General features: G+C 66.2%; 22 protein-coding genes. 9 read left to right on the top strand and 13 right to left on the bottom strand.

The window, feature by feature from the left end; all coding sequences use genetic code 11:
• Positions 1-13 precede the first annotated feature (13 nt).
• Positions 14-1,015: an esterase-like activity of phytase family protein gene (locus OCK02_RS00410; RefSeq protein WP_263811256.1), complete on the top strand. Its 1,002-nt coding sequence runs from the start codon at positions 14-16 to the stop codon at positions 1,013-1,015.
• 45 nt (positions 1,016-1,060) lie between these two features.
• Here the strand turns inward: OCK02_RS00410 and OCK02_RS00405 are convergent, their stop codons facing one another.
• Both OCK02_RS00405 and rpmB read right to left on the bottom strand, forming a co-directional pair.
• Entirely contained in the window at positions 1,061-1,702 is a 642-nt protein-coding gene (locus OCK02_RS00405) for a queuosine precursor transporter (RefSeq protein ID WP_263811254.1), read from the bottom strand.
• A 118-nt stretch (positions 1,703-1,820) separates the two neighbouring features.
• Positions 1,821-2,105 carry a 50S ribosomal protein L28 gene (gene rpmB, locus OCK02_RS00400; protein ID WP_230805798.1) on the bottom strand — a complete coding sequence of 95 codons (285 nt, stop codon included), beginning with the start codon at positions 2,103-2,105 and terminating at the stop codon, positions 1,821-1,823.
• A 281-nt stretch (positions 2,106-2,386) separates the two neighbouring features.
• Between rpmB and OCK02_RS00395 the strand changes: the two genes are divergently transcribed.
• Both OCK02_RS00395 and OCK02_RS00390 read left to right on the top strand, forming a co-directional pair.
• Entirely contained in the window at positions 2,387-3,157 is a 771-nt protein-coding gene (locus OCK02_RS00395; RefSeq protein WP_230805796.1) for a DUF3108 domain-containing protein, read from the top strand.
• A gap of 31 nt (positions 3,158-3,188) precedes the next feature.
• Positions 3,189-4,085 carry a DMT family transporter gene (locus tag OCK02_RS00390; protein ID WP_263811249.1) on the top strand — a complete coding sequence of 299 codons (897 nt, stop codon included), beginning with the start codon at positions 3,189-3,191 and terminating at the stop codon, positions 4,083-4,085.
• Between the two features lie 59 nt (positions 4,086-4,144).
• On the opposite strand, the gene OCK02_RS00385 is transcribed toward OCK02_RS00390, so the two are convergent.
• Together OCK02_RS00385 and gloB are read right to left on the bottom strand one after the other, a co-directional pair.
• Positions 4,145-4,567 carry a cupin domain-containing protein gene (locus OCK02_RS00385; protein ID WP_263811247.1) on the bottom strand — a complete coding sequence of 141 codons (423 nt, stop codon included), beginning with the start codon at positions 4,565-4,567 and terminating at the stop codon, positions 4,145-4,147.
• On the bottom strand, positions 4,567-5,337 hold the full coding sequence (gloB, locus tag OCK02_RS00380) for a hydroxyacylglutathione hydrolase (protein WP_263811245.1): 771 nt from the start codon (positions 5,335-5,337) through the stop codon (positions 4,567-4,569). The genes OCK02_RS00385 and gloB overlap by 1 nt, the downstream gene beginning before the upstream one ends.
• Before the next feature lie 92 nt (positions 5,338-5,429).
• On the opposite strand from gloB, the gene OCK02_RS00375 reads away from it, so the two are divergent.
• Positions 5,430-6,209, top strand: coding sequence for a class I SAM-dependent methyltransferase (locus OCK02_RS00375; RefSeq protein WP_230805790.1), 780 nt, complete (start codon positions 5,430-5,432; stop codon positions 6,207-6,209).
• A 62-nt stretch (positions 6,210-6,271) separates the two neighbouring features.
• Entirely contained in the window at positions 6,272-7,207 is a 936-nt protein-coding gene (locus OCK02_RS00370) for a prephenate/arogenate dehydrogenase family protein (protein ID WP_230805789.1), read from the top strand.
• Between the two features lie 6 nt (positions 7,208-7,213).
• Here OCK02_RS00370 and OCK02_RS00365 read toward each other — a convergent pair whose 3' ends face one another.
• Entirely contained in the window at positions 7,214-8,209 is a 996-nt protein-coding gene (locus OCK02_RS00365) for a DUF2125 domain-containing protein (RefSeq protein WP_263811241.1), read from the bottom strand.
• A gap of 94 nt (positions 8,210-8,303) precedes the next feature.
• Here OCK02_RS00365 and OCK02_RS00360 point away from each other — a divergent pair, with 94 nt between their 5' ends.
• Entirely contained in the window at positions 8,304-8,843 is a 540-nt protein-coding gene (locus OCK02_RS00360) for a gamma-glutamylcyclotransferase (protein ID WP_263811240.1), read from the top strand.
• 35 nt (positions 8,844-8,878) lie between these two features.
• Here the strand turns inward: OCK02_RS00360 and OCK02_RS00355 are convergent, their stop codons facing one another.
• The 4 genes from OCK02_RS00355 to ftsE form a co-directional block, all read right to left on the bottom strand.
• Complete coding sequence (locus OCK02_RS00355; protein ID WP_263811239.1) at positions 8,879-9,670, bottom strand: lysophospholipid acyltransferase family protein; 792 nt, start codon at positions 9,668-9,670, stop codon at positions 8,879-8,881.
• An 80-nt stretch (positions 9,671-9,750) separates the two neighbouring features.
• Complete coding sequence (locus OCK02_RS00350; protein ID WP_230806522.1) at positions 9,751-10,443, bottom strand: YdcF family protein; 693 nt, start codon at positions 10,441-10,443, stop codon at positions 9,751-9,753.
• A gap of 101 nt (positions 10,444-10,544) precedes the next feature.
• Complete coding sequence (locus OCK02_RS00345) at positions 10,545-11,555, bottom strand: cell division protein FtsX (protein WP_263811238.1); 1,011 nt, start codon at positions 11,553-11,555, stop codon at positions 10,545-10,547.
• Complete coding sequence (gene ftsE, locus OCK02_RS00340; RefSeq protein WP_263811725.1) at positions 11,548-12,216, bottom strand: cell division ATP-binding protein FtsE; 669 nt, start codon at positions 12,214-12,216, stop codon at positions 11,548-11,550. The genes OCK02_RS00345 and ftsE overlap by 8 nt, the downstream gene beginning before the upstream one ends.
• Positions 12,217-12,405: 189 nt before the next feature.
• Here ftsE and OCK02_RS00335 point away from each other — a divergent pair, with 189 nt between their 5' ends.
• The 3 genes from OCK02_RS00335 (at position 12,406) to OCK02_RS00325 (ending at position 14,231) form a co-directional block, all read left to right on the top strand.
• Positions 12,406-13,104: a hypothetical protein gene (locus tag OCK02_RS00335; RefSeq protein ID WP_263811237.1), complete on the top strand. Its 699-nt coding sequence runs from the start codon at positions 12,406-12,408 to the stop codon at positions 13,102-13,104.
• Positions 13,105-13,168: 64 nt separating this feature from the next.
• Positions 13,169-13,714: a hypoxanthine phosphoribosyltransferase gene (hpt, locus tag OCK02_RS00330; protein WP_230806520.1), complete on the top strand. Its 546-nt coding sequence runs from the start codon at positions 13,169-13,171 to the stop codon at positions 13,712-13,714.
• 157 nt (positions 13,715-13,871) lie between these two features.
• Positions 13,872-14,231, top strand: a complete 360-nt coding sequence (locus OCK02_RS00325; protein WP_263811236.1) for a response regulator — start codon at positions 13,872-13,874, stop codon at positions 14,229-14,231.
• Between the two features lie 115 nt (positions 14,232-14,346).
• On the opposite strand, the gene OCK02_RS00320 is transcribed toward OCK02_RS00325, so the two are convergent.
• The 4 genes from OCK02_RS00320 to argH all read right to left on the bottom strand — a co-directional run bounded on the left by OCK02_RS00320 (position 14,347) and on the right by argH (position 20,146).
• Positions 14,347-16,989 carry a TIGR02302 family protein gene (locus OCK02_RS00320; protein WP_263811235.1) on the bottom strand — a complete coding sequence of 881 codons (2,643 nt, stop codon included), beginning with the start codon at positions 16,987-16,989 and terminating at the stop codon, positions 14,347-14,349.
• 146 nt (positions 16,990-17,135) lie between these two features.
• Positions 17,136-18,404 carry a diaminopimelate decarboxylase gene (lysA, locus tag OCK02_RS00315; protein WP_230805776.1) on the bottom strand — a complete coding sequence of 423 codons (1,269 nt, stop codon included), beginning with the start codon at positions 18,402-18,404 and terminating at the stop codon, positions 17,136-17,138.
• Positions 18,405-18,416: 12 nt separating this feature from the next.
• A complete protein-coding gene (gene lptM / locus OCK02_RS00310) occupies positions 18,417-18,599 on the bottom strand; it encodes an LPS translocon maturation chaperone LptM (RefSeq protein WP_263811232.1) in 183 nt (60 codons plus the stop codon).
• 143 nt (positions 18,600-18,742) lie between these two features.
• Positions 18,743-20,146 (bottom strand): argininosuccinate lyase, encoded by a 1,404-nt coding sequence (gene argH, locus OCK02_RS00305; RefSeq protein WP_263811230.1) that lies wholly within the window; start codon positions 20,144-20,146, stop codon positions 18,743-18,745.
• Positions 20,147-20,165: the final 19 nt, after the last annotated feature.

The following is a 20,165-nucleotide window of genomic DNA, read 5'->3' as shown; positions in this document are numbered from 1 at the left end:
GCAAGGAGAACTGATGACGCGACTGTCCGTCCTCTTTGCTGCAGCGCTTGCCGTGACCGTCGCCGCCGCGCCCGGTTCGGCGACCGAGGTGGCGCTGCAGATCGACAGCCGGGCGATCTCGCATTTCGGCGTCGGGTCCACCGCGCGCGCCTTCGGCAAGCTCGAGTTCGTCGGCGGGATTCTGTATTCCTCGCCGAACGCGCTCGTCGGCGCGGTGTCCTCGATCCGGTTCCGCCCTGACCACAAGCATTTCGTCGCCGTGCTCGACACCGGCCACTGGATGACGGGTGCCATCGAGCGGGACGGGGAGGGGGCGCTTTCCGGGCTTGCGGACGTGAAGATCAGTCCGATGCTGAACGCCAGCGGCCAGAACGAGAACATCAAGTATCTCATGGATGCCGAGGGGCTGGCGCTGCTGCCGGGGGCGGCGATCGTCGCCTACGAGCAGAACCATCGCGTCGACGTCTATCCCGCCCCCGGATTCGAGACATCCGGGCCGAAGGGGAGCTACGCCATCCCCTATCCCCGCCGGGAAATCCGCATCAATCGCGGCTTCGAGACGATCGCGGTAGCGCCGGAGGACGGGCCGCTTGCGGGCGCGCCGGTCATCGTCGCCGAGCGCAGCCTCGACGCGCAGGGCAACATGATGGCGGCGATCCTCGACGGGCCGCTGAAGGGGACATTCTCGGTCGTGCGCAACGATCCCTACGATGCGACCGACGGCAGCTTCCTGCCGAACGGCGACCTGCTGCTGCTCGAGCGCCGATTCCGGCTGTCGGACGGGGTTGGCATGCGCATCCGTCGCATCAAGGCCGCGGACATCCGTCCGGGCGCCGTCGTCGACGGCGAGGTCCTGATCGATGCCGACATGAGCCACCAGATCGACAACATGGAAGGCCTGGATATCCTGCAATTGCCGGACGGGGACATCCGCATCATCGTCGTCTCCGACGACAACCACTCGATCCTGCAGCGCAACCTGATGCTCGAATTCCGCCTGACCGGCGGCCTCTGAGAAAGAGAAGGGCCGCCTGCGGTCTCCCGCAGGCAGCAGTCGATTTCAGGCGGCAGCCTTGTCAATGCCCGGCATCGGCTTGAGCGTGCTCATCAGTGCGCCGTAGGGAAGCAGCATCACCAGGCCCATCAGCATCTTCACGCCGAAATCGGTGATGGCCCAGGATATCCAGCGCTGGGCCTCGACGGCAAGGAGGCCGAGGACGGGCGCGCTCTCGATGGCGAATGGCTCGTTGGGACCGAAGACTGAGAAGACGGGCGAAAACGCGATCGAGAAGAAGATGATCGTATCCAGCGCCGAACCGATCAGCGAGCCGAGCAGTGGCGCGCGCCACCAGCTCTGGCGGCGCAGCCTGTTGAAGACCGAGATGTCGAGCAACTGGCCGAGCAGGAAGGCTGAGCCGGAGGCGATCGCGATCCGCGGCGAGGCGACGGCGAAGGAGAAGAGCACGGCAACGGCGAAACCGGCGATCACCACCTTGCGCGCGACCTTCGGTCCGAACTGGCGGTTGGTCAGGTCGGTGACGAGGAAGGCGACGGGATAGCTGAAGGCGCCGAAGGTCAGGATATCGCCGAGGCTGACGCCGAACAGCGTTCCGGGCAGCGGATACTGCACCAGGATATTGGAGGCGACGACGACGAGCGTCATCAGGAGGACATAGGTGAGGGTAATGCGGTTCGCCTGCATTTTTTTATCCTGGGTGATGCCACCAGTTGGCGTTTGTAGCTATGTCTGCAAAGCAGAGAGGCCTGCCCGTATCATCGGTCAGGCCTCGATGCTTGTCTTGAAAAGACGCGCCTGAAAATCAGGCGGCGAGCTTCTTGGCGATCTGGCGACGCAGCAGGCGCGCGCGCATGGACAGCTCGTTCTCTTCGGCCTTCATCAGGAAGGCGTCGAGGCCGCCGCGGTGCTCGACCGAGCGGAGCGCTGCTGCGGAAACGCGCAGGCGGAAGCGCTGGCCGAGGCTATCGGAGATCAGCGTGACGTTGCACAGGTTCGGCAGGAACTTGCGCTTGGTCTTGTTGTTGGCGTGGCTGACATTGTTTCCAGACTGGACGCCCTTGCCGGTCAATTCGCAACTACGGGACATGGATGCACCTATTCTTCTTTGGTTTCGGACAATACGATTCCGGCGCCGTGTCCGGCCGCAGTCCGTCTGGCCTTATTGGAAAAGTTGCGGTTCTATAGTCATCCGCGCCGGTGGCGTCAAGCCAAACCTTGGCCCTTTGCCGGAAAACAGTTGCAAACCGCCGTGGTTTGAGACCAATAGCCGGACCGGATCCTCTCGTTTCCCAAGTGCCGCGAAGCGACGGCGGCGCAGAATTGCCGCAATGGGATCTATAGTCGATCGGACGAAGGAGCGTTTGGAAGATGGGCTGGAGGACATGGGTCGCAGCGGTGGTGTTGCCGGTGCTGGCCGCGGGCGCGGCCCCCGCGCAGGAAGTCAGTCACGTCACCGACTATAGCATCAGGCTTGCCGGCTTCCCCGTGGCGACCGCAAGCTTCCGCTCGGCGTTCGACGGACGCCGCTACAGCATTTCGGGACGGATGGACTCCGCCGGCCTCGCCGACATCCTGGCCAATACGCACGGCACGACATCGGTCACCGGGGTCCTCTCGGATGGCCGGCTGCGGGCCTCGAAATATTCCATGTCCTATCGCAGCGGCAAGCGCGCCCGGGCGATCGACGTGACATTCCGCAACGGCAACGTCTCCAGCGCCTCGATCCGCCCCGAGCGGCGGCGCTCGCCGGAGAACTGGGTGCCTGTCCGGGAGCGGGACATGCGCGCGGTGGTCGATCCGATCTCCGGCCTGATCATCCCCGACGGCGGCAATGTCTGCTCCAAGACGCTGCCGATCTTCGACGGCGAGTCGCGCATGGACATCAAGCTGGTCGACAAAGGATCGCGGCCGTTTTCGACGCGCGGCTTCGAGGGCGAGGTGAAGGTCTGCGGCGTGCGCTTCGTGCCGCGCTCGGGCTATCGCAAGGGCCGCCGCGACGTCGAATACCTGCGCCAACTGACGACGATGGAAATCTGGTTTGCCAAGGCCGACGCGGTCGCGGTATATGCCCCCGTCTATGCCCGGATCCCGACCAAGCTCGGCCCGGTCACGGTATCGGCGACCCGTTTCGGCGGCTGAGCCGCAACAGCGCCATGCGGGGGCAGTGATTGTGAAGTTGAAGGCGACGTTCATCGGCTTTTCGGCGATCCTGATGTGGTCGCTGCTGGCGCTGTTCACCACGGCCTCGGGCCAGATGCCGCCGTTCCAGCTTTCGGCGATCTGCTTTCTGATCGGCAGCCTTCCGGGAATTTGCGTGCTGATCGCCCGGCCGGGGCGGCTGAAGCTCCTGCGACAGCCGGCCAAGGTCTGGATCGTCGGCATCGCCGGCCTGTTCGGCTACCACTTCCTCTATTTCACGGCGCTGCGCAACGCGCCGGCGGTCGAGGCCGGGCTGATCGCCTATCTCTGGCCGCTCTTGATCGTCGTCGGCTCGGCGATGCTGCCGGGTGAGCGGCTGCGCTGGTACCACATTGCCGGAGCGCTCGCGGGGCTGGCAGGCACGGTGCTGATCGTCGCGCGCAACGGATTGTCGTTCGACGGCGCCTATACGCTCGGTTACGGAGCCGCCTTCCTCTGCGCCTTTACATGGTCGGGCTATTCGCTTTTGACGCGCCGGTTCGATGCCGTCTCCACCGATGTCGTCACCGGCTTCTGCCTTGCGACCGCGATCCTGTCGCTCGGGTGCCACCTCGCCTTGGAGACGACGGTCTGGCCCGCGACCGGCTTCGAGTGGTTCGCCGTTCTCGGCCTCGGCCTGTTTCCCGTCGGGGCGGCCTTCTATGCCTGGGACTTCGGCGTCAAGAACGGCGACATCCAGATCCTTGGTGCGGCGAGCTATGCCGCGCCGCTCTTGTCCACGCTGAACCTGGTGCTGACCGGCTTTGCCGAGCCGTCCTGGCGTATCGCTCTCGCCTGCGTCCTCGTCACCGGCGGGGCGGTGCTGGCGGCCAAGGACATGGTTCTGCGGCGCAAGCCGGATCAGGCGGCGGAAGGGGCCGCGGCCTGACGCATGTCGCGCAATAGCGTGCCGCGGTCTTGCGACGACGACATGCGTAGTTACGAGGTTTAAAGCCCGGGCCGCCAGTCCGGTGGCGCCATCTCGAAGGCGTCGAAGGAGAAGCCGGGTGCCACGGTGCAGCCGACCAGGGACCAGTCGCCCAGCGGCTCGGCGCATTGCCACCAGCCGGCGGGGACCAGCACCTGCGGCCGTTCGCCGGCCGGAAGATCGTTGCCGAGGACCTGGGTGTTGATGACCTGCCCGTCGCCGGAAATGGAAAGCCGCAGGGGACCTCCGGCATAGTGGTGCCAGATCTCGACGGCATCGCGGACGCGGTGCCAATGGGACCGCTCGCCCTTTTCCAGCAGATAGTAGATTGCCGTCGAATGTCCGCGGGCGCCGCCTTCGGTATCGCGGAAGGTCTCGACGTACCATCCTCCCTCCGGATGACGCTGCATGCCGAGCGTGGCGATGATCTCCTTCGGCGCCATCAGAAGCGATCCTTGCGGGCACGGATCTCGGCGAAGACCTCCGCATCGGTCGCATTCGCCATGCCGAGCACCTTGCGAATGCCGGGATCGGCGGCGCGCAGGAAGGGGTTCGTCTGTTTCTCGAGGCCGATCGTGGTGGGGGCGGTGAAGCGTCCTGCCGCCCGCATGCGCTCGATCTCGCCGGCGCGCGCCTGCAGCGCCACATTGTCAGGATCGACCGTCAGCGCGAAGCGGGCGTTGGAGAGGGTGTATTCGTGGCCGAAATAGACGGTGGTCTCTTCCGGCAGGGCCGCAAGCTTCGACAGGGATTGCCACATCTGCGCCGGCGTTCCCTCGAACAGGCGGCCGCAGCCGAGCGCAAACAGCGTGTCTGCGGCAAAGAGCAGCCCGTCGTCGGGCAGGTGGTAGCAGACATGGCCGGCGGTGTGCCCCGGCGTCCAGATGACCTCGACGGCATGCCCGGCGAGGTCGAAGCGGTCGCCATCGTCCACCGCACGGTCGATGCCGGGGATCCTGTCGCGCTCGCGGGCCGGTCCGACGATCTCGACACCGAACCTGGCCTTGAGGCTCTGGTTCGCCTCTACGTGGTCGGTGTGGTGGTGCGTGGTGAGGATATGCGTCAGCGTCCACCCGCGCCGGGCAAGGGTGTCGAGGATCGGCTTTTCCTCCGGCGCGTCGATGCTGGCGGTCGTGCCGGTTTGCGGATCGTGGAGCAGCACCCCGAAATTGTCGCTCCGGCATCCGAAGAGTTCGATGTCGAATGATGTCATGGCATGATCCTTCCGGCGCGGAGAACGGGTGTGCGAGCGAATCTAGCGGCCCGGGCCTTGAAGTCCATCGCCCGGTGGCTAACATCTCGCCGATGCACGCAGATATTGTCGATCTTCGCGAATTTTACCACTCACCTCTCGGCCATCTCGCAGAGCACTCGATCACGATGGCGTTGGCCTCGATCTGGGCTCGCCTTCCCGAGGAGCGCCTCGTGGGGCTGGGCTATGCCGTGCCCTATCTCGACCGGTTCCGGGAGGATACGGAGCGCACCTTCGCCTTCATGCCGGCGGGGCAGGGCGCGGTGAACTGGCCGCTCGGGGAGGCTTCGGCGACGGCGCTCGTCTTCGACGAGGAACTGCCGCTGCCCGATTCGTCGATCGACCGGATCCTGATGGTGCATTCGCTGGAATTCGCCGAGAACCCGCGCGAGACGATGAAGGAGCTCTGGCGCGTGCTGGCGCCCGGGGGGCGCCTGATCATCGTGGTGCCGAACCGGCGCGGCGTCTGGGCACGCATGGAGCACACGCCGTTCGGTTCGGGCCGGCCCTATTCGCGCAGCCAGCTGACCCATCTGTTGCGCGAGACCAACTTCACCCCCGGCGCGAGCGCCGAGGCGCTGCTGTTTCCGCCGTCGAAGCACCGCGCCGTCCACAAGCTGCGCAGTGCCTTCGAGCGGCTCGGGCGAAGGCTGTGGCCGATGTTCTCCGGCGTGCTCGTGGTCGAGGCGCAGAAGCGACTCTATCAGGGCCTGCCGGTGGCCGCCCGCGCCTCGCGGCGCGTCTTCGTCCCTGTCCTGGCGCCTTCGGGCGTCCCCTCGACACGGACGACGCCGAGGCTCCGGCCCCTCGACAATCCGGCGCAGCGCCGGTAATGGCTGGCGCGACCACCCCCGCCCACCAGGGGGGCTTCTGATCTCGCACAAGGGGCGCAGGCATGTCGGTTCAACAGTTTGACAGGATCGCGCTGATCGGCATCGGCCTCATCGGCTCCTCCATCGCCCGCGCGGTAAAAGAGCAAGGGCTGGCGGGCTCGGTGGCGATCTCCAGCCGCAGCGAGGACACGCTGCGCCGGGCGAAGGAACTGGAGCTGGGGACCGATTACCATCTCGACGCGGCCGAGGCGGTGCGCGACGCCGACCTCGTCATCGTCTCCGTTCCGGTCGGCGCTTCCGGCAGCGTCGCCCGACAGATCGCGCCCAATCTCAAAGCCGGCGCGATCCTCACCGATGTCGGTTCCACCAAGGCATCCGTCGTGGCGCAAATGCTGCCGCATGTGCCCAAGGGCGTGCACTTCATTCCCGGCCACCCGCTCGCCGGCACCGAGCATTCCGGACCGGACGCAGGCTTTGCCGACCTGTTCCGCGGGCGCTGGTGCATCCTCACGCCCGTGCACGGCACCGACAAGGCGGCGAAGAAGAAGCTCTCGACGTTCTGGGAAACGCTGGGCTCGAAGGTGGACGAGATGGACACCGAGCATCACGACAAGGTGCTGGCGATCGTCTCGCACCTGCCGCACATCATCGCCTACAACATCGTCGGCACGGCCGACGACCTTGAGACGGTGACGGAATCGGAAGTCATCAAGTATTCGGCATCGGGCTTTCGCGACTTCACCCGGCTCGCCGCTTCCGACCCGACCATGTGGCGCGACGTCTGCCTGCACAACAAGGACGCGATTCTCGAGATGCTGGCGCGTTTTTCCGAAGATCTCGCCTATCTGCAGCGGGCGATCCGCTGGGGCGACGGCGAGAAGCTGTTCGACCTCTTCACCCGCACCCGGGCCATCCGTCGCTCGATCATCGATGCCGGCCAGGATACGGAGGCCGCGAACTTCGGCCGGCCGGTGGCCCCTCCGGACAAGCCGTCCTGACCCGCCTCAGAGGGGCGGGATCGCCGCGATCGGGATGAAGCCGAGATAGACGACCCCGTCATCGACCTTGAGCCTGACGCTGGCATCGTCGCTCCCGCCCGACAGGGCGCGGATCGTCTCCGTGACGCTGTCGGCCGTGTCGGCGATCTCGGGATACGCCCGTTTGAGGAGGTCACGCACGGTGTCGATCCCGTTCACCTTCAGTTCGAAGCGGCCGGAGAGCAGGCCCTCGTCATCGAACTCGTAGCGCCCGGAAAGCACCGCTGTCTTGCCGTTGCCGAAATCGAGGCCGAAACGGCGCAACTCCCCCTTCGTGCCGCGCGGGGCCTCGTCCGGCGGCCCGCTCGCAAGCCAGCCGGCGGCGTCCTCGATCGACAGATCCAGCGTCGCATCGAAGGTCGGAACCGCGGTGTCGGCCACCGTCAGGTCGAGGCCGTCCAGCGACAGGGCGGCGTCCAGCGCATCGCCGTTCTCGCGCGTGTGCATCTCGCCGTGGCGCACCGTGAAGGTCAGGCCGGTGCGACCCATCCCCGGCGTGAAGGTACCTTTCAGCGCGTCATAGGCGACCGAGACACGCTCCAGGCCCGCCTTCTCCGCCACCACGCTGGCATGAAGCAGGTCCCAGTCGGCGATCAGCGACATCTCGGGCGCGACGCGGATCTGCGTGGGGCCGTCGAGTTCCAGGATCGCATGCCCGGGGCGATAGACCTGGGCTGCGGAGCGCAGCGCGCCGAAGCTTGCCGAGGTGCCGGTGCGGCTGTCGTCGAGGCCGAGGGAATCGCAGAAAACGCCGATGCGGAAGGGATAGCCCCGCACGTCCAGCCCGGTGCAAGCCACGGCGACGGAGGCGTCGGAGAGTTGCCCCCGGACGATGGCTTTCAGCCGGTCGGCGCCGTAGAACCAGGCGGCGGTATAGAGTGCGACGAAGACTGCCACGCCCACGCCCAGGAGCCAAAATCTGCGGGCGCTGCGGGAGGTTACCGCGCCGTTCGTCGAAGTCATGCCGTTCTCCGTTCTGGCGAAAGGGCCGGGAGTTGTCTAGATTGTGCCCTCGCGGGTAATTGCGGCGGCATTCAGGTAGTTACGGGCAGGCACGGTGGACAGCAACGAATTTTGGGTCTTCGGTTACGGCTCCCTGATGTGGAATCCGGGGTTCGAGGTGGAGGAGAGCCGGCCTGCCCGCCTGCACGGCTTCCGCCGCTCGCTGTGCGTGCGCTCCTGGGTCCATCGCGGCACGCCCGACCATCCGGGCCTCGTGCTCGGGCTGGACCGGGGCGGCTCATGCCGGGGCATGGCCTTCCGCGTGGCGCCGGAGCTATGGGGAGCGGTGGTCGACTATCTGCGCGAGCGCGAACTGGTCACCCATGTCTACAAGGAACGCACCCTGCCTGTCACCCTCGGCGACGGGCTGCGCAAGCCGGCTCTCGCCTATGTGATCGACCGGGCGCATCACCAGTATGCCGGTGCCCTGTCCGTCGAGGAGGCGGCGATCGCCGTCAGCACGGCGAAGGGCAAGTCCGGGCCGAACACCGAATATGTGACCAACACGCTGGCCCACCTGCGGGAGATGGGCATTCGCGACCATTGGCTGGAAGACGTCGGGCGTTCCGTCGAACGGCTCGTCAACGGCGGCTGAGAAACGGCTATTGTCGCTCTTTGAGGTGACCGGCGTCAGACGCCGCGCGCACGCAATTCGGCCACGCGCTGCGCTGCGGTGGGGGGCAGCGGCAGGTGCGGATTGGCATCGACCGTTTCCATGAGAAGCTTGTCGCTCGCCGTCTCCATCACGTCGATCAGGTGGGCGAGGAAGGTGTCGGGGTCCATGCCGGCGGGGATGGGCGGCAGGATGCGGACCTTGAAATGGCCGGGATAGCGCAGGAACTTGCGCCGCGGCCAGAACAGGCCGGGATGCATGACGACCGGAAGCACCGGCACCTGCAGGTCGCGGTAGAGCCTTGCGATTCCGTACTTGTATTCGGGCGGGGCGCCGGGGGGGCGGCGCGTGCCTTCCGGATAGATGATCAGCTGGCGGCCGCTCTGCATTTCGGCCTTGGCCCGCTCCATCACCGCCGCCATCACCCGGCCGCGCGCGCCCCGGTCGACGGGAACCATGCGCTGCTTGAGGATGTACCAGCCGAACAGGGGGATCCAGGTCAGTTCGCGCTTGAGGATGTAGAAGGGATCGTCCTGCCACGGCAGCAGCGCATAGGCGTCCCAGAAGGACTGGTGCTTCGGCGCGAAGATGTAGCCCTGGCCCTTGGGGATGTTCTCCAGCCCCTCGATCTCGAAGGTCGTGCCGACGATCTTGTCGAACAGCCAGTGATTGCTGCGCGCCCAGTTCTTGGCAATGCCGTAGGCCTTCTTGCGCGGCAGCAGGAAATAGACCGGCGTGAGCACGATCATCTGAAGGATCAGATTGAGGTAGAAGGCCAGGTTAAACAGGATGGAACGCACGACGATCATCAGGCGGAAGCTCTCCTCGGAAGGTAAGCCTGCCTACACGATAATTCCGGCGCCGGAAACCGGGTCGGGGAGCGAAGCGCTCAGTTCTCCGGAAGCAAGGTTGCGTGGGCCGGCTCGTCGCGCCGCAGACCGCTCGCCGTCCGCGCGCCCACGAAGTCGCGGGCGACTGCGACGGAATACTTGACGTATTCCGACAGCATCGCCTTCATCACCTGGGGCTCGCCGAGCCAGCTGCCGTTCTTCAGGTCGGAATTGATGACGGGATAGGACAGGAACTCGGTTTCCTTGTCGCTGCGCCTCAGTTCGAGCAGGCTGCGCGGCATGTGGTAGTTGTTCGTCACCACCAGGACCCGGCGGTAGCCGTGGTCGCTGATCCACCGCGCCGTCTCGTTGGCATTGCCGATCGTATCCATCGCGTCGTAGCCGATGTCGACGCAGCAGTCGAACAGCGAGGACGAGGACTGGGTGAACTTGCGGATCTGGTTGCCGGAGGTGGCCGGGTTGGCGCCGGAGATCAGCAGGCGCTTGCCGGCGCCTTCCTGCAGGAGGCCGATCGCCTGGTCGATGCGCTGGAAGCCGCCCGTCAGCACGACGATCGCGTCGGCACGGGGATGGTTCGGCGCCTCGAGCGAGGCGACCGTATCGGCGAAATAGAGGAAACCGCCGACCATCACGCCGGAAACGATCAGGAGCAGGAAGAGGAACAACCGTACGAAACGACGAACAGGACGGATCCGCCAGCGTCCCGCTGGAGGCGTACCATCCTTCGACATCAGGTTCCGCGACTCGTCCATTGCGACCATGATTCTTCTTCATATCGTGCGATTGCGGCAAGGACGAGTCCGCTGCGGCACAATGGCGCGCCGGCAGTGGCTCAGGCCTCGGGCAATCCGTCCGTTCTGGCCGGATCGGAGCGGATCCGGTCGATCTCGAAAATCGTGCGCATGACCGTGAAACGGGCCGTAAGCGTCGTCAGCAGCGCGATCACGATCATGGTCGCGGCGATGCCGAGATAGCCGCCGGCGCCGACCGAGAAGGTCCCGAACAGGGCGGTCGCCTGATCGCTTTGCGGCGTTGCGAGCGAGCGTCCCTGCCAGTAGCCGGCGATCGCGAAGACGAGGGCGGCCAGGGCGCCGCCGGCGAACGAGCCCTTCAGGCTGATCTTGAGGAAATGCTTCTGGAATTCGGTGGCGACGAAGCCCGCCTCGGCGCCGACGAAATGCAGCACCTCGATGATGTGGCGGTTGCCGGACAGCGCGCCGCGTGTGGCGAAGACGACGGTCAGCACCATGGCGGAGAACACGAGAATCAGCACGCCGGTGCCGATCAGCGCCGTGGTTTCGGCCATGGCGACGAGCCGGTTCACCCAGGTGCGGTGGTCATCGAGGAACGCCTGCGGGATCTTCTCGGAGAGCGCCTGCCGCAGGGCTACGAAATCCGGCGGATTGCGCTCATCGATCGTGATCACTACCAGGCGCGGCACCGGCAGTTCGTCGAGGTCCAGGCCCTCGCCGAGCCAGGGCTCCAGCAACCGCGCGGTCGCGGCGCGATCGACGATCTGGCCGTCGCGGGTTCCGGCGAAGGTGAGTGCCAGATCGCGGGCCTCGGCCAGGGCCGCTTCCATGTCCAGGTTGTCGTCCGGCTTGATCTGGATCGTGATCTCGCGCGAGATCTCGCTCTGCCAGCTTGCCGCGGTGGCCCGCACCATGCTGACGGCGCCATAGGTCAGGCAGGCGAGAAAGGCCATGATGGCGATGACGCACATCAAAGCATTGCCCGAGACGTTGGAGGGCGGGACGATCGGGGCGGTCGGCCGGACGCGCATTTCCGGGCGTTTCTGCTGGCCGCGCTCCTGCGGTTCGGGCTGCGCTGCGGGCTCACTCATAGATGTCGAGCCGCCCTTGCGAGAGGATCATGCGGCGCGCGTCGACCTGGTCCATCAGGGAAAGGTCGTGCGTGGCGATGACGACGGCCGTGCCGAGGCGGTTCAATTCGAGGAACAGGCTCAGAAGCCGCCGCGCCATCGGCGGGTCGACGTTGCCGGTCGGCTCGTCGGCGAGCAGAAGCTCGGGCCGGTCGATCAGCGCGCGCGCGATGGCGGCGCGCTGCTTTTCCCCGCCGGAGAGCACGGGCGGCAACACGTTGATGCGCTCGCCGAGGCCCACCCATTTCAGCAGATCGATCACGTCGGCGCGGTAGGAAAGCTCGTCCTTGCCGCGCACGCGCAGCGGCAGCGCCACGTTCTCATAGGTCGTCAGGTGTTCCAGAAGGCGGAAGTCCTGGAAGACGATGCCGATCCGGCGGCGCAGCATCGGCAGTTCTTCGCGAGGGATGGTGGCGATGTTGCGGTCGAAGGTGCGGATGAGGCCCCTGGTCGGCTGCAGCGACAGGAAGAGCAGCCGCAAGAGCGTCGACTTGCCGGCGCCGGACGGGCCGGTGAGGAACTGGAAGGAGCGGCGCGGAATGTCAAAGGTCAGGTCGCGGAGCACTTCCGGACCCATCCCGTATCGCAGGCCGACATTCTCGAAGTGTATCAATGGGGCAATCCGGTTCTCGTCTCAGCGCGTGCCGCGTACCTTCTCTTGCAGGCTCGCCGATGGCACGAAATCAAGGCCCATCCAAGGCCGGTTTCCGAAGCATTAACCAGTATGGTTTACGGTTCGTAAGGATTCGGATCAATGCCCGACTTTTTACGGGTGATCCGTCGCTGGACGAAAACGGCAAGGAGCACCGCCATGAGCGCATTCGGCGCACGGCGCGACAAGGGCGCCCCGATCGACCTGCTGCCGCCGGAACCGGGAAAGCGCAGGCGAGAGGCCGCTGCGCGGCGGCCGTCCCCCGAGATCGTCGATGCGGATTTCGTCGTCCTGCCCGATCGCGGCAAGGCGGCACGGGCGACGGCGAAAAACGACAACCGCTTGCAGGAGGGCGCGGACGGCGCCGCCGTTGCGATCATGGTCGCCATCGGCAGGTTTGCGCTTGCCGCTGTCGCGGCTTCGGCGCAATTCGTGGAGCGCGGCCTGCAGCGCCTGCCGGCCCGCGCCTTCGGCACGGTCGTTGCAGCCGGCGTTGCCGGCGCCTTCTTCTTCGCCGGCGGGCTTTCGGCGCTTGCGACCGTCTTTTCGGGCGGCGGCGCAGAGGCGGGGCTGAAGGTGGCAGGCGTCGCGTCCTCGCTGGACGATCGCGACGGGATGAAGGTGCTCTCGGTCTACGGCGCCGTGGAGAACCGGTCGCTCAAGGTACACCCGCTGCCGGCCATCATCGTCGACGTCATCGTGGGCGGCAGGACCGTGGCCCGCCACCGGATTGAGACGGCTTCCGCTCGCATGGCGCCGGGGGCGACGCGCCCGTTTTCGCTGAAGATCCCGCACAAGGGCACAAGCCTGCCGAAAGTCGCGGTTTCGCTCGTGCCTGAGGATGCGCTCCGGCGATGAGTGTGCTATGCGGCGGACAGAGGCGGCGGATGCCGCCAGTCACAACGGCCGGAGCCAGATGCAGATGCAAGTCGTGCGCGGAAAGAAGATCGAGACCCTCTACAGCCCGGACCAGATCGCCCAGCGCAATGCGGAGATGGCCGAGCAGATCAAGGCAGGGCCGACCAGGGACCTTCTGGTCATCTCGATCCTCAAGGGGTCCTTCATCTTCGCGGCGGACCTGATCCGTGCCATGCACGCGACCGGGCTTGCACCCGAGGTGGAGTTCATCACGCTTTCGAGCTACGGCAAGGGCACGACCTCGCAGGGCGTGAAGATCGTCAAGGACATCGACAGCGACGTGCACGGGCGCGATATCCTTCTGATCGATGATATCCTCGAATCCGGCCGCACGCTGAAGTTCGCCAAGGAACTGCTCCTGGAACGCGGCGCCCATCGCGTCACCATCGCCGTGCTGCTCGACAAGCGCGTCAAGCGCCAGACCGATCTCGAGGCCGACTATGTGGGCTTCGAATGTCCCGATCACTTCGTCGTCGGCTACGGCATGGACGTCGCCTATGCGTTCCGCGAACTGCCGTTCGTCGGTGTGGTCACGGGCGACGCCGAATAAATTCGTCCCGGTCCGGCAGAGCGCTCCCGCGCTTTCTCCGTCCGACGTTTACCGATCGCAAACGAAACTCTGGTCTTTTCTGGGCCAGGCGGCGGTATCGGCCGCGCGCCTTGCGCATTTTCGGACAGGGTCGGATGGACGGCCCGAAGGGGACACCATGGCGAGAATTCTGATCACCGAAGACGAGGATTCGCTGCGTATCTTCGTGGCGCGGGCGCTGCGGCTCGACGGCCACGAGACGGTGGAAGCCGCCGACGGCGCCCAGGGGCTCGACACTCTTTCGGAGGGTGGCTTCGACCTGCTCCTGTCCGACATCCGCATGCCTGTCATGGACGGCATCGAGCTCGCCCACAAGGCCGCGCAGGCTCATCCGCAGCTCAAGATCCTGCTGATGACCGGCTATGCGGAGCAACGCGAGCGGGCCGAGGATCTCGCCGATAAGATCGTCGACGTCGTGGCGAAACCGTTCAGCCTGCCGGATATCCGCACCGCGGTGGCACGCGCGCTGGCAGCCTGACGTCGGGCCTGTCGGTTCAGGCCGTCTGAGACGGGGAACGATGGCATCACGGGGGCGCGAGCGCGCCCACCGGACGGCCGAAGCTCACCACGACCCCGGACCGCGGGCCTGACGATCACTCGATCCCCAGCAGCCGTTCCAGATAGTTGCGCTCGATCGTCTGCGTGTTGCCGATGCCGAGGCGACGGCGGATCTCTTCCAGAATCTCGCGGGCGCGCTGGATGTCGATCTCTTCCGGAACACGCGTGCGGCCGTCGTAGTCCGGCCCCTCGGCGTTGTTCGGACGCTCACGGCCGAGCGGATCGCGGCCGTTGCGGCCCATCTGCGGCTGGCCCTGACCCTCGCCGCCTTGCTGACCCATCGCCTGCATCTGGCTCATCATGTCCTGGGCGCCCTGGCGCAGGGCCTCGAGCGCACGCCCCTGGCTGCCGACGGCGGCTTCGCCTTCACCTTCGCCGAGCGCTTCGGATGCACCTTCCATCTCGCGGCCGGCTTCGCCGAAGCCCTTGCCGGGTTCGATGCCCATCTCCTGCAGGCTCTTCTGCAACTGTCCGAGCTGTTCGCCGAGGGCTTCCTGCTGCGCCTTCAGATCCTTCAGCGCCTGGCGCAACTGCTCCTCAGTCATCTGGTCGGTGGGCGACTGGCCCTGCTGTTGCTGCTGTTCGCCCTGACCCTGGTCGCCGGGCTGCTGGTCGAACATCTCGTCGCCCGGCATCGGGTCGCCGCGCTGCATGCGGTCGCGCAATGCCTGGTCGAAGTTGAAGGTCTGGTCCATCAGCTTCTGCTGTTCCTGCATCAGCTTGCCGAGCTTGTCCATCTGCTGGCGCATGGCGTCGGATTGCTGGCCCTGCTGCTGTTGCTGCGGCCGGCCGGCCTGGAGATTGTTCATCATCCGCTGCAGCTCCGACAGCATCTGCCGGGCCTGGTCCTTCGCGCCTGAGCGGGCGAGGTTCTCGATCTGGTCCATCATCCGTTCGAGATCCTGCTGGCGCAACATCTGGCCCTGCTGTGCGTTCTGCTGCATCTGGCCGTTCTTCTGGGCCTGGCGTGCCAGTTCCTGCATGTAGGCCTGCATCGCCTCGCGCAGTTCCTGCATCAGCTTGGCGATCTCCTCGTCGGGGGCATTGCGCTCCAGCGCTTCGGACAGCGCCTGCTGGGCCTCGCGCAGGCGCCGGTCGGCCAGCGACAGGTTGCCGTCCTCGATGCCGAGAGCGATCTCCCAGAGATAGTCGGCGGTCTCGCGCAGCTGATCGTCGTTGCGAGCGAGCTTCATGCGCTCCTGCGCCGAATTGATCAGCAGGAAGTGCGTCGGGTTGGGGATCGTCTCCTCCGGCCGCAGCATCAAGGCTTCGTTGAGCATGACGGCGCGCGGCAGCTGGTTGGCGTCGAGCGCAAAGGTCTGCCGTTCCTCGACGACCGCGCCGGCAAGCGGCTCGAAGAAGACTTTGGCCGGCAGCACCATTTCCTGCGGCTGGCTGCGGCCCTCCTGGCCGACGGCGTCGCGGGCGACGAGGGTGATGCGCACGCGCTTTCCGGCCATCGGGTGTTCGCTGAGGTTGCGGCTGGTCGTGCCCTTGGCTTCGCGGGCGTTGCGGCGCGGCAGGTCCAGCTTGTACTCCGGCGCCGGATAGAGCGGGCGGGCGTCGGCTGCCGGCTCTTCCACGGGAACGATCTCCGCATGGGCCTGCTGGATGCCGTAGTCGTCCTGGGCGATGAAGCTGATCTCGAGCGCGGAGGCCACCGTCTTGCGGGGCAACCCGTCGAAGGCGATCTCGGGCACGTGGTCGGGGATGATGTCGAAGGCCCATTCCTGGCCGGCGAGCGAGAGCGTGCCGTCCTTGACGATCTGGTAGCGCATCGTCTGCGGGCCGCCTGGCGGCGCCGGCGGAACCGGGGGCGTATCGGCCTTCGGCGGGCTGCCGGCGGCGGATTGCTGGTCCGGCTCGTCCGTCTTCGGCTCCTCCGGCCGGATCGCCGTCGCTGCCTCGCCGGTCGGCGTGTAGGTGACGCCGTCGGTCGCCTCGCCGCCGGTGACACGTACCGTCAGTTCGCTGAACTGCGGCACGCGCAGCCGTCCCTGCACGGGCTCGGCGGTTCCGGTCAGGAACATCGGCGCGCGGCCGGTATGCGGGGGCGGGGTGACCCAGGCGTCGATGCGCACGTCCGGCCGGTCGTCGGCCGGCTGGTGGAAGGTGACAACGTCGGACAGCAGGCCGGCGCGGTTCGAATAGGAAAAGGCAAAGGCGACGGCGACGAGGAGCACGGGGATGGCGCGCAGGCCGTTGCGGTCGTGGCGGGCGATGTCGGGCCGGGGCGTGCCGGCCTGCAGCGCGCCGATGGTCCGGGCCATTCGCGCGCGGTGTTCGCGCCACAGCGCCTCGGCCACCGCTCCGCCGCCGGCCGGCCTGTCGGCCTGGACCTGGATCGCCTGGTGGACGAGGCCGTTGCGCTCTTCCAGCATCCGATCGGCCTGGTCGACCTTCGGCCAGATGGCAAGTCGCAGGCGGACGGCGAGCGTCACGAAGCCTGCGGCGAAGGCTGCCAGCGTCGCAACGTGCAGCCAGGCGGATACGTGGCGGAAATAACCGAACCAGGTGAGGGCGAGGAAGCTTGCGACGAGCAGCGCCAGCGGCAGGAGCTTCGGCAGCAGGCTCTCGGCGAACAGGACGAGCCGCGCCACCGCACGCTTGCGGTTCAACCGGGCGGCAAGGCGTCCGCCTGCGGGATTGCCGGAGGGCTGGGGCGCGTCTTCGTGCATCGTCCTCGCTTCGCGTCTCTTGCTATCTTGCCTGGGCCGCTGTGGCCGTCGATCCTAGGCGGAGGATAACACCCTTTGTGGCGAAGACGAGGGTGAACGCGAAAACGTGATCGTATTCCCCCGGCTGTTCACGTCTTCGGCCGACCTCAGGAAAGCCAGGCGGGGACGGAGTCGAGCCCGATCAGGTCCTCGTAGCTCGTGCGCGGGCGGATGACATGGAATTCCCCGCCCTTCACCAGAACCTCGGGCACGAGCAGGCGCGAATTGTAGGTGCCGGCCTGGACCGCGCCATAGGCGCCGCCGGAGCCTACGGCGATGAGGTCGCCCGGCTTCGGCATCGCCATTTCCCGGTCCAGCGCCAGATAGTCGCCGGTCTCGCAGACCGGACCGACGACGTCGGCGCGGATGCGCGGCGCGCTGGCGGCGGAGAGGACGACGGGCTGGATCTCGTGCCAGGCCTCGTAGAGCGTCGGCCGGATCAGGTCGTTCATGGCGCCGTCGACGATGACGAAGGTCTTTTCGCCGCCGTCTTTCACGTAGATCACCTCGGTGACGAGGATGCCGGCATTGCCGACGATCAGCCGGCCGGGTTCGGTGACGATCCGGCAGTCGAGGCCCTTGAGCTCGTTCTTGACGATTTCGGCATAGGCGTCCGGCAGCGGCGGCGGGGAATTGTCGCTCCTGTAGGGGATGCCGAGGCCGCCGCCGACGTCGACATGGTCGATCGCATGGCCGTCGGCGCGCAGCGTCTGTACCAGTTCCCGAAGCAGCTTGAAGGCGTCCTCGAACGGCTGCAGCTCGGTGATCTGGCTGCCGATATGCATGTCGATGCCGGTCACCTTGATGCCGGGAAGCGTTGCGGCGCGGGCATAGACCGCGCGCGCGCTTTCCCAGGAGATGCCGAACTTGTTCTCCTTCTTGCCCGTCGAGATCTTGGCATGGGTGCGGGCGTCGACGTCGGGGTTGATGCGGAAGGAGACGTGTGCCTGCTTGCCGGCCTTGACGGCGCGAGCGTTCAGCACTTCGAGTTCCGGTTCGGATTCGACGTTGAAGCAGTAGATGCCGGCCTCGATGCCGAGGTCCATCTCGCGTGCGGTCTTGCCGACGCCGGAGAACATGATGCGGCTTGCCGGTACGCCGGCTGCGAGCGCGCGGCGCAGTTCACCTTCCGAGACGACGTCCATGCCGGCGCCGAGGCGCGCCAGCGTCTTCAGGACCGCCTGGTTGGAATTGGCCTTCATGGCGTAGCAGACAAGCGCATCGACGCCGTCGAAGGCCTTGGAGAACACCTTGAAATGACGCTCCAGCGTGGCCGTCGAGTAGCAATAGAAGGGCGTTCCCACCGCCTTGGCGATGTCCGGAACGGGAACGTCCTCGGCATAGAGGACGCCGTCGCGATATTCGAAATGGTTCACGTGTCTGTTCCGTCAGAGGAGCGGGTCGAGCAGGAAGGGTCTGTCCTCGACCGGCTGTTTCTTGCCATCCGTGCCAGCGGCATTACTGGACGTCACCCCCGGCCGGTCAAGGTCGCCCTTGCGGCCGCAGGCCGAAATCACCGTCGCCGAGAGAACGAGGACGAGGGCGAGCCTGGCAATGGAATTCAGTGTCATGCGGTTTCGCGGCTCCGGATGGGTCTCGATCAGATGCAATCCTCTTAGCAGACTCCGCGGGCGGTTGTGCACCCTGATTCTGCTGATGATTCATGCAAGGGATTTGATCGGGGGATTGATCGGCGGGATTGATCCGCCGGTCCTCAGTTGCGCGCGCGCCACCAGGCGATCTGCTGGCGGACGTTTTCCGGTGCGGTGCCGCCGAAGGAGGTCCGGCTGGCCACCGACGCCTCGACCGTCAGCACGCCGTAGACCTTGTCGGTGATCGCCGGGTTGATCGCCTGCAGGTCTTGCAGCGAGAGCTCGGCCAGATCGCAGCCCTTCTGCTCGGCGAGCGCCACCGCGCGGCCGGTGACGTGATGGGCGTCGCGGAAGGGAAGGCCCGCCTCGCGCACGAGCCAGTCGGCAAGATCGGTGGCGGTCGAATATCCCGAGCCGGCGGCGGCCTTCATCCGGTCTGCGCGAACGGTCATGTCGCGAACCATGCCGGTCATGGCGGCAAGGGCAAGCTCGAGGCTTTCGGCGGCGTCGAAGACCTGTTCCTTGTCTTCCTGCATGTCCTTGGAATAGGCGAGCGGCAGGCCCTTCATCACGGTCAGGAGCGCGACCAGCGAACCGTTGATGCGGCCGGTCTTGGCGCGTACGAGTTCGGCCGCATCCGGGTTCTTCTTCTGCGGCATGATCGAGGAGCCGGTGGAGAACGCGTCCGAGAGCCTGATGAAGCCGAATTGCGGCGTTGACCAGATGACGATCTCCTCGGCAAGCCGCGACAGGTGCGTGGCGGCGATCGCCGCGATCGAGAGGAATTCCAGCGCGAAGTCGCGGTCGGAGACCGTATCGATCGAATTGCGGGTCGGCTCGCGGAAACCGAGCGCCTTTGCCGTCATGTGGCGGTCGATCGGAAAGCCGGTGCCGGCGAGCGCTGCCGCACCGATCGGGCTTTCGTCCAGGTGTTCGATGGCGTGGCGCACGCGCTGCCGGTCGCGGCCGAACATCTCGACATAGGCCATGCAGTGATGGCCGAAGGTCACCGGCTGGGCGGTCTGCAGGTGGGTGAAGCCGGGCATGACGGTGTCTGCATGCTCATCGGCGCGATCGAGGAAGGCTGCGATCAGGGCCGAGAGCATCCTTTCCGTCTTCTGCAGTTCCTCCTTGACCCAGAGGCGGAAATCGAGCGCCACCTGGTCGTTGCGCGAGCGCGCCGTATGCAGGCGGCCGGCCGCCGGGCCGACGAGGGCGGCGAGCCGGGCCTCGACATTCATGTGGATGTCTTCGAGCTTGCGGGAGAACGCGAAGGTGCCGTCCTCGATCTCCTTCAGGATCGTCTCCAGGCCGGCAACGATCTGGTTCTTGTCCTCCGCCGAAATGATGCCCTGATGGGCCAGCATGGTCGCATGCGCCATCGAGCCGCGGATGTCTTGTGCATAGAGCTTCTTGTCGAAGTCGATCGAGGCATTTATCTCCTCCATGATCGCATCCGGGCCGGATGCGAAGCGGCCACCCCACATCTGGTTCGAGGACTGGGTCTCAGATTTTGCGTCAGCCATGGGGTTGCCTATCCTGGAG

Source organism: Rhizobium sp. TRM96647, from assembly GCF_025780115.1.
Lineage (GTDB): Bacteria > Pseudomonadota > Alphaproteobacteria > Rhizobiales > Rhizobiaceae > Mycoplana.
This window is presented reverse-complemented; position numbering and strand designations above follow the sequence as displayed.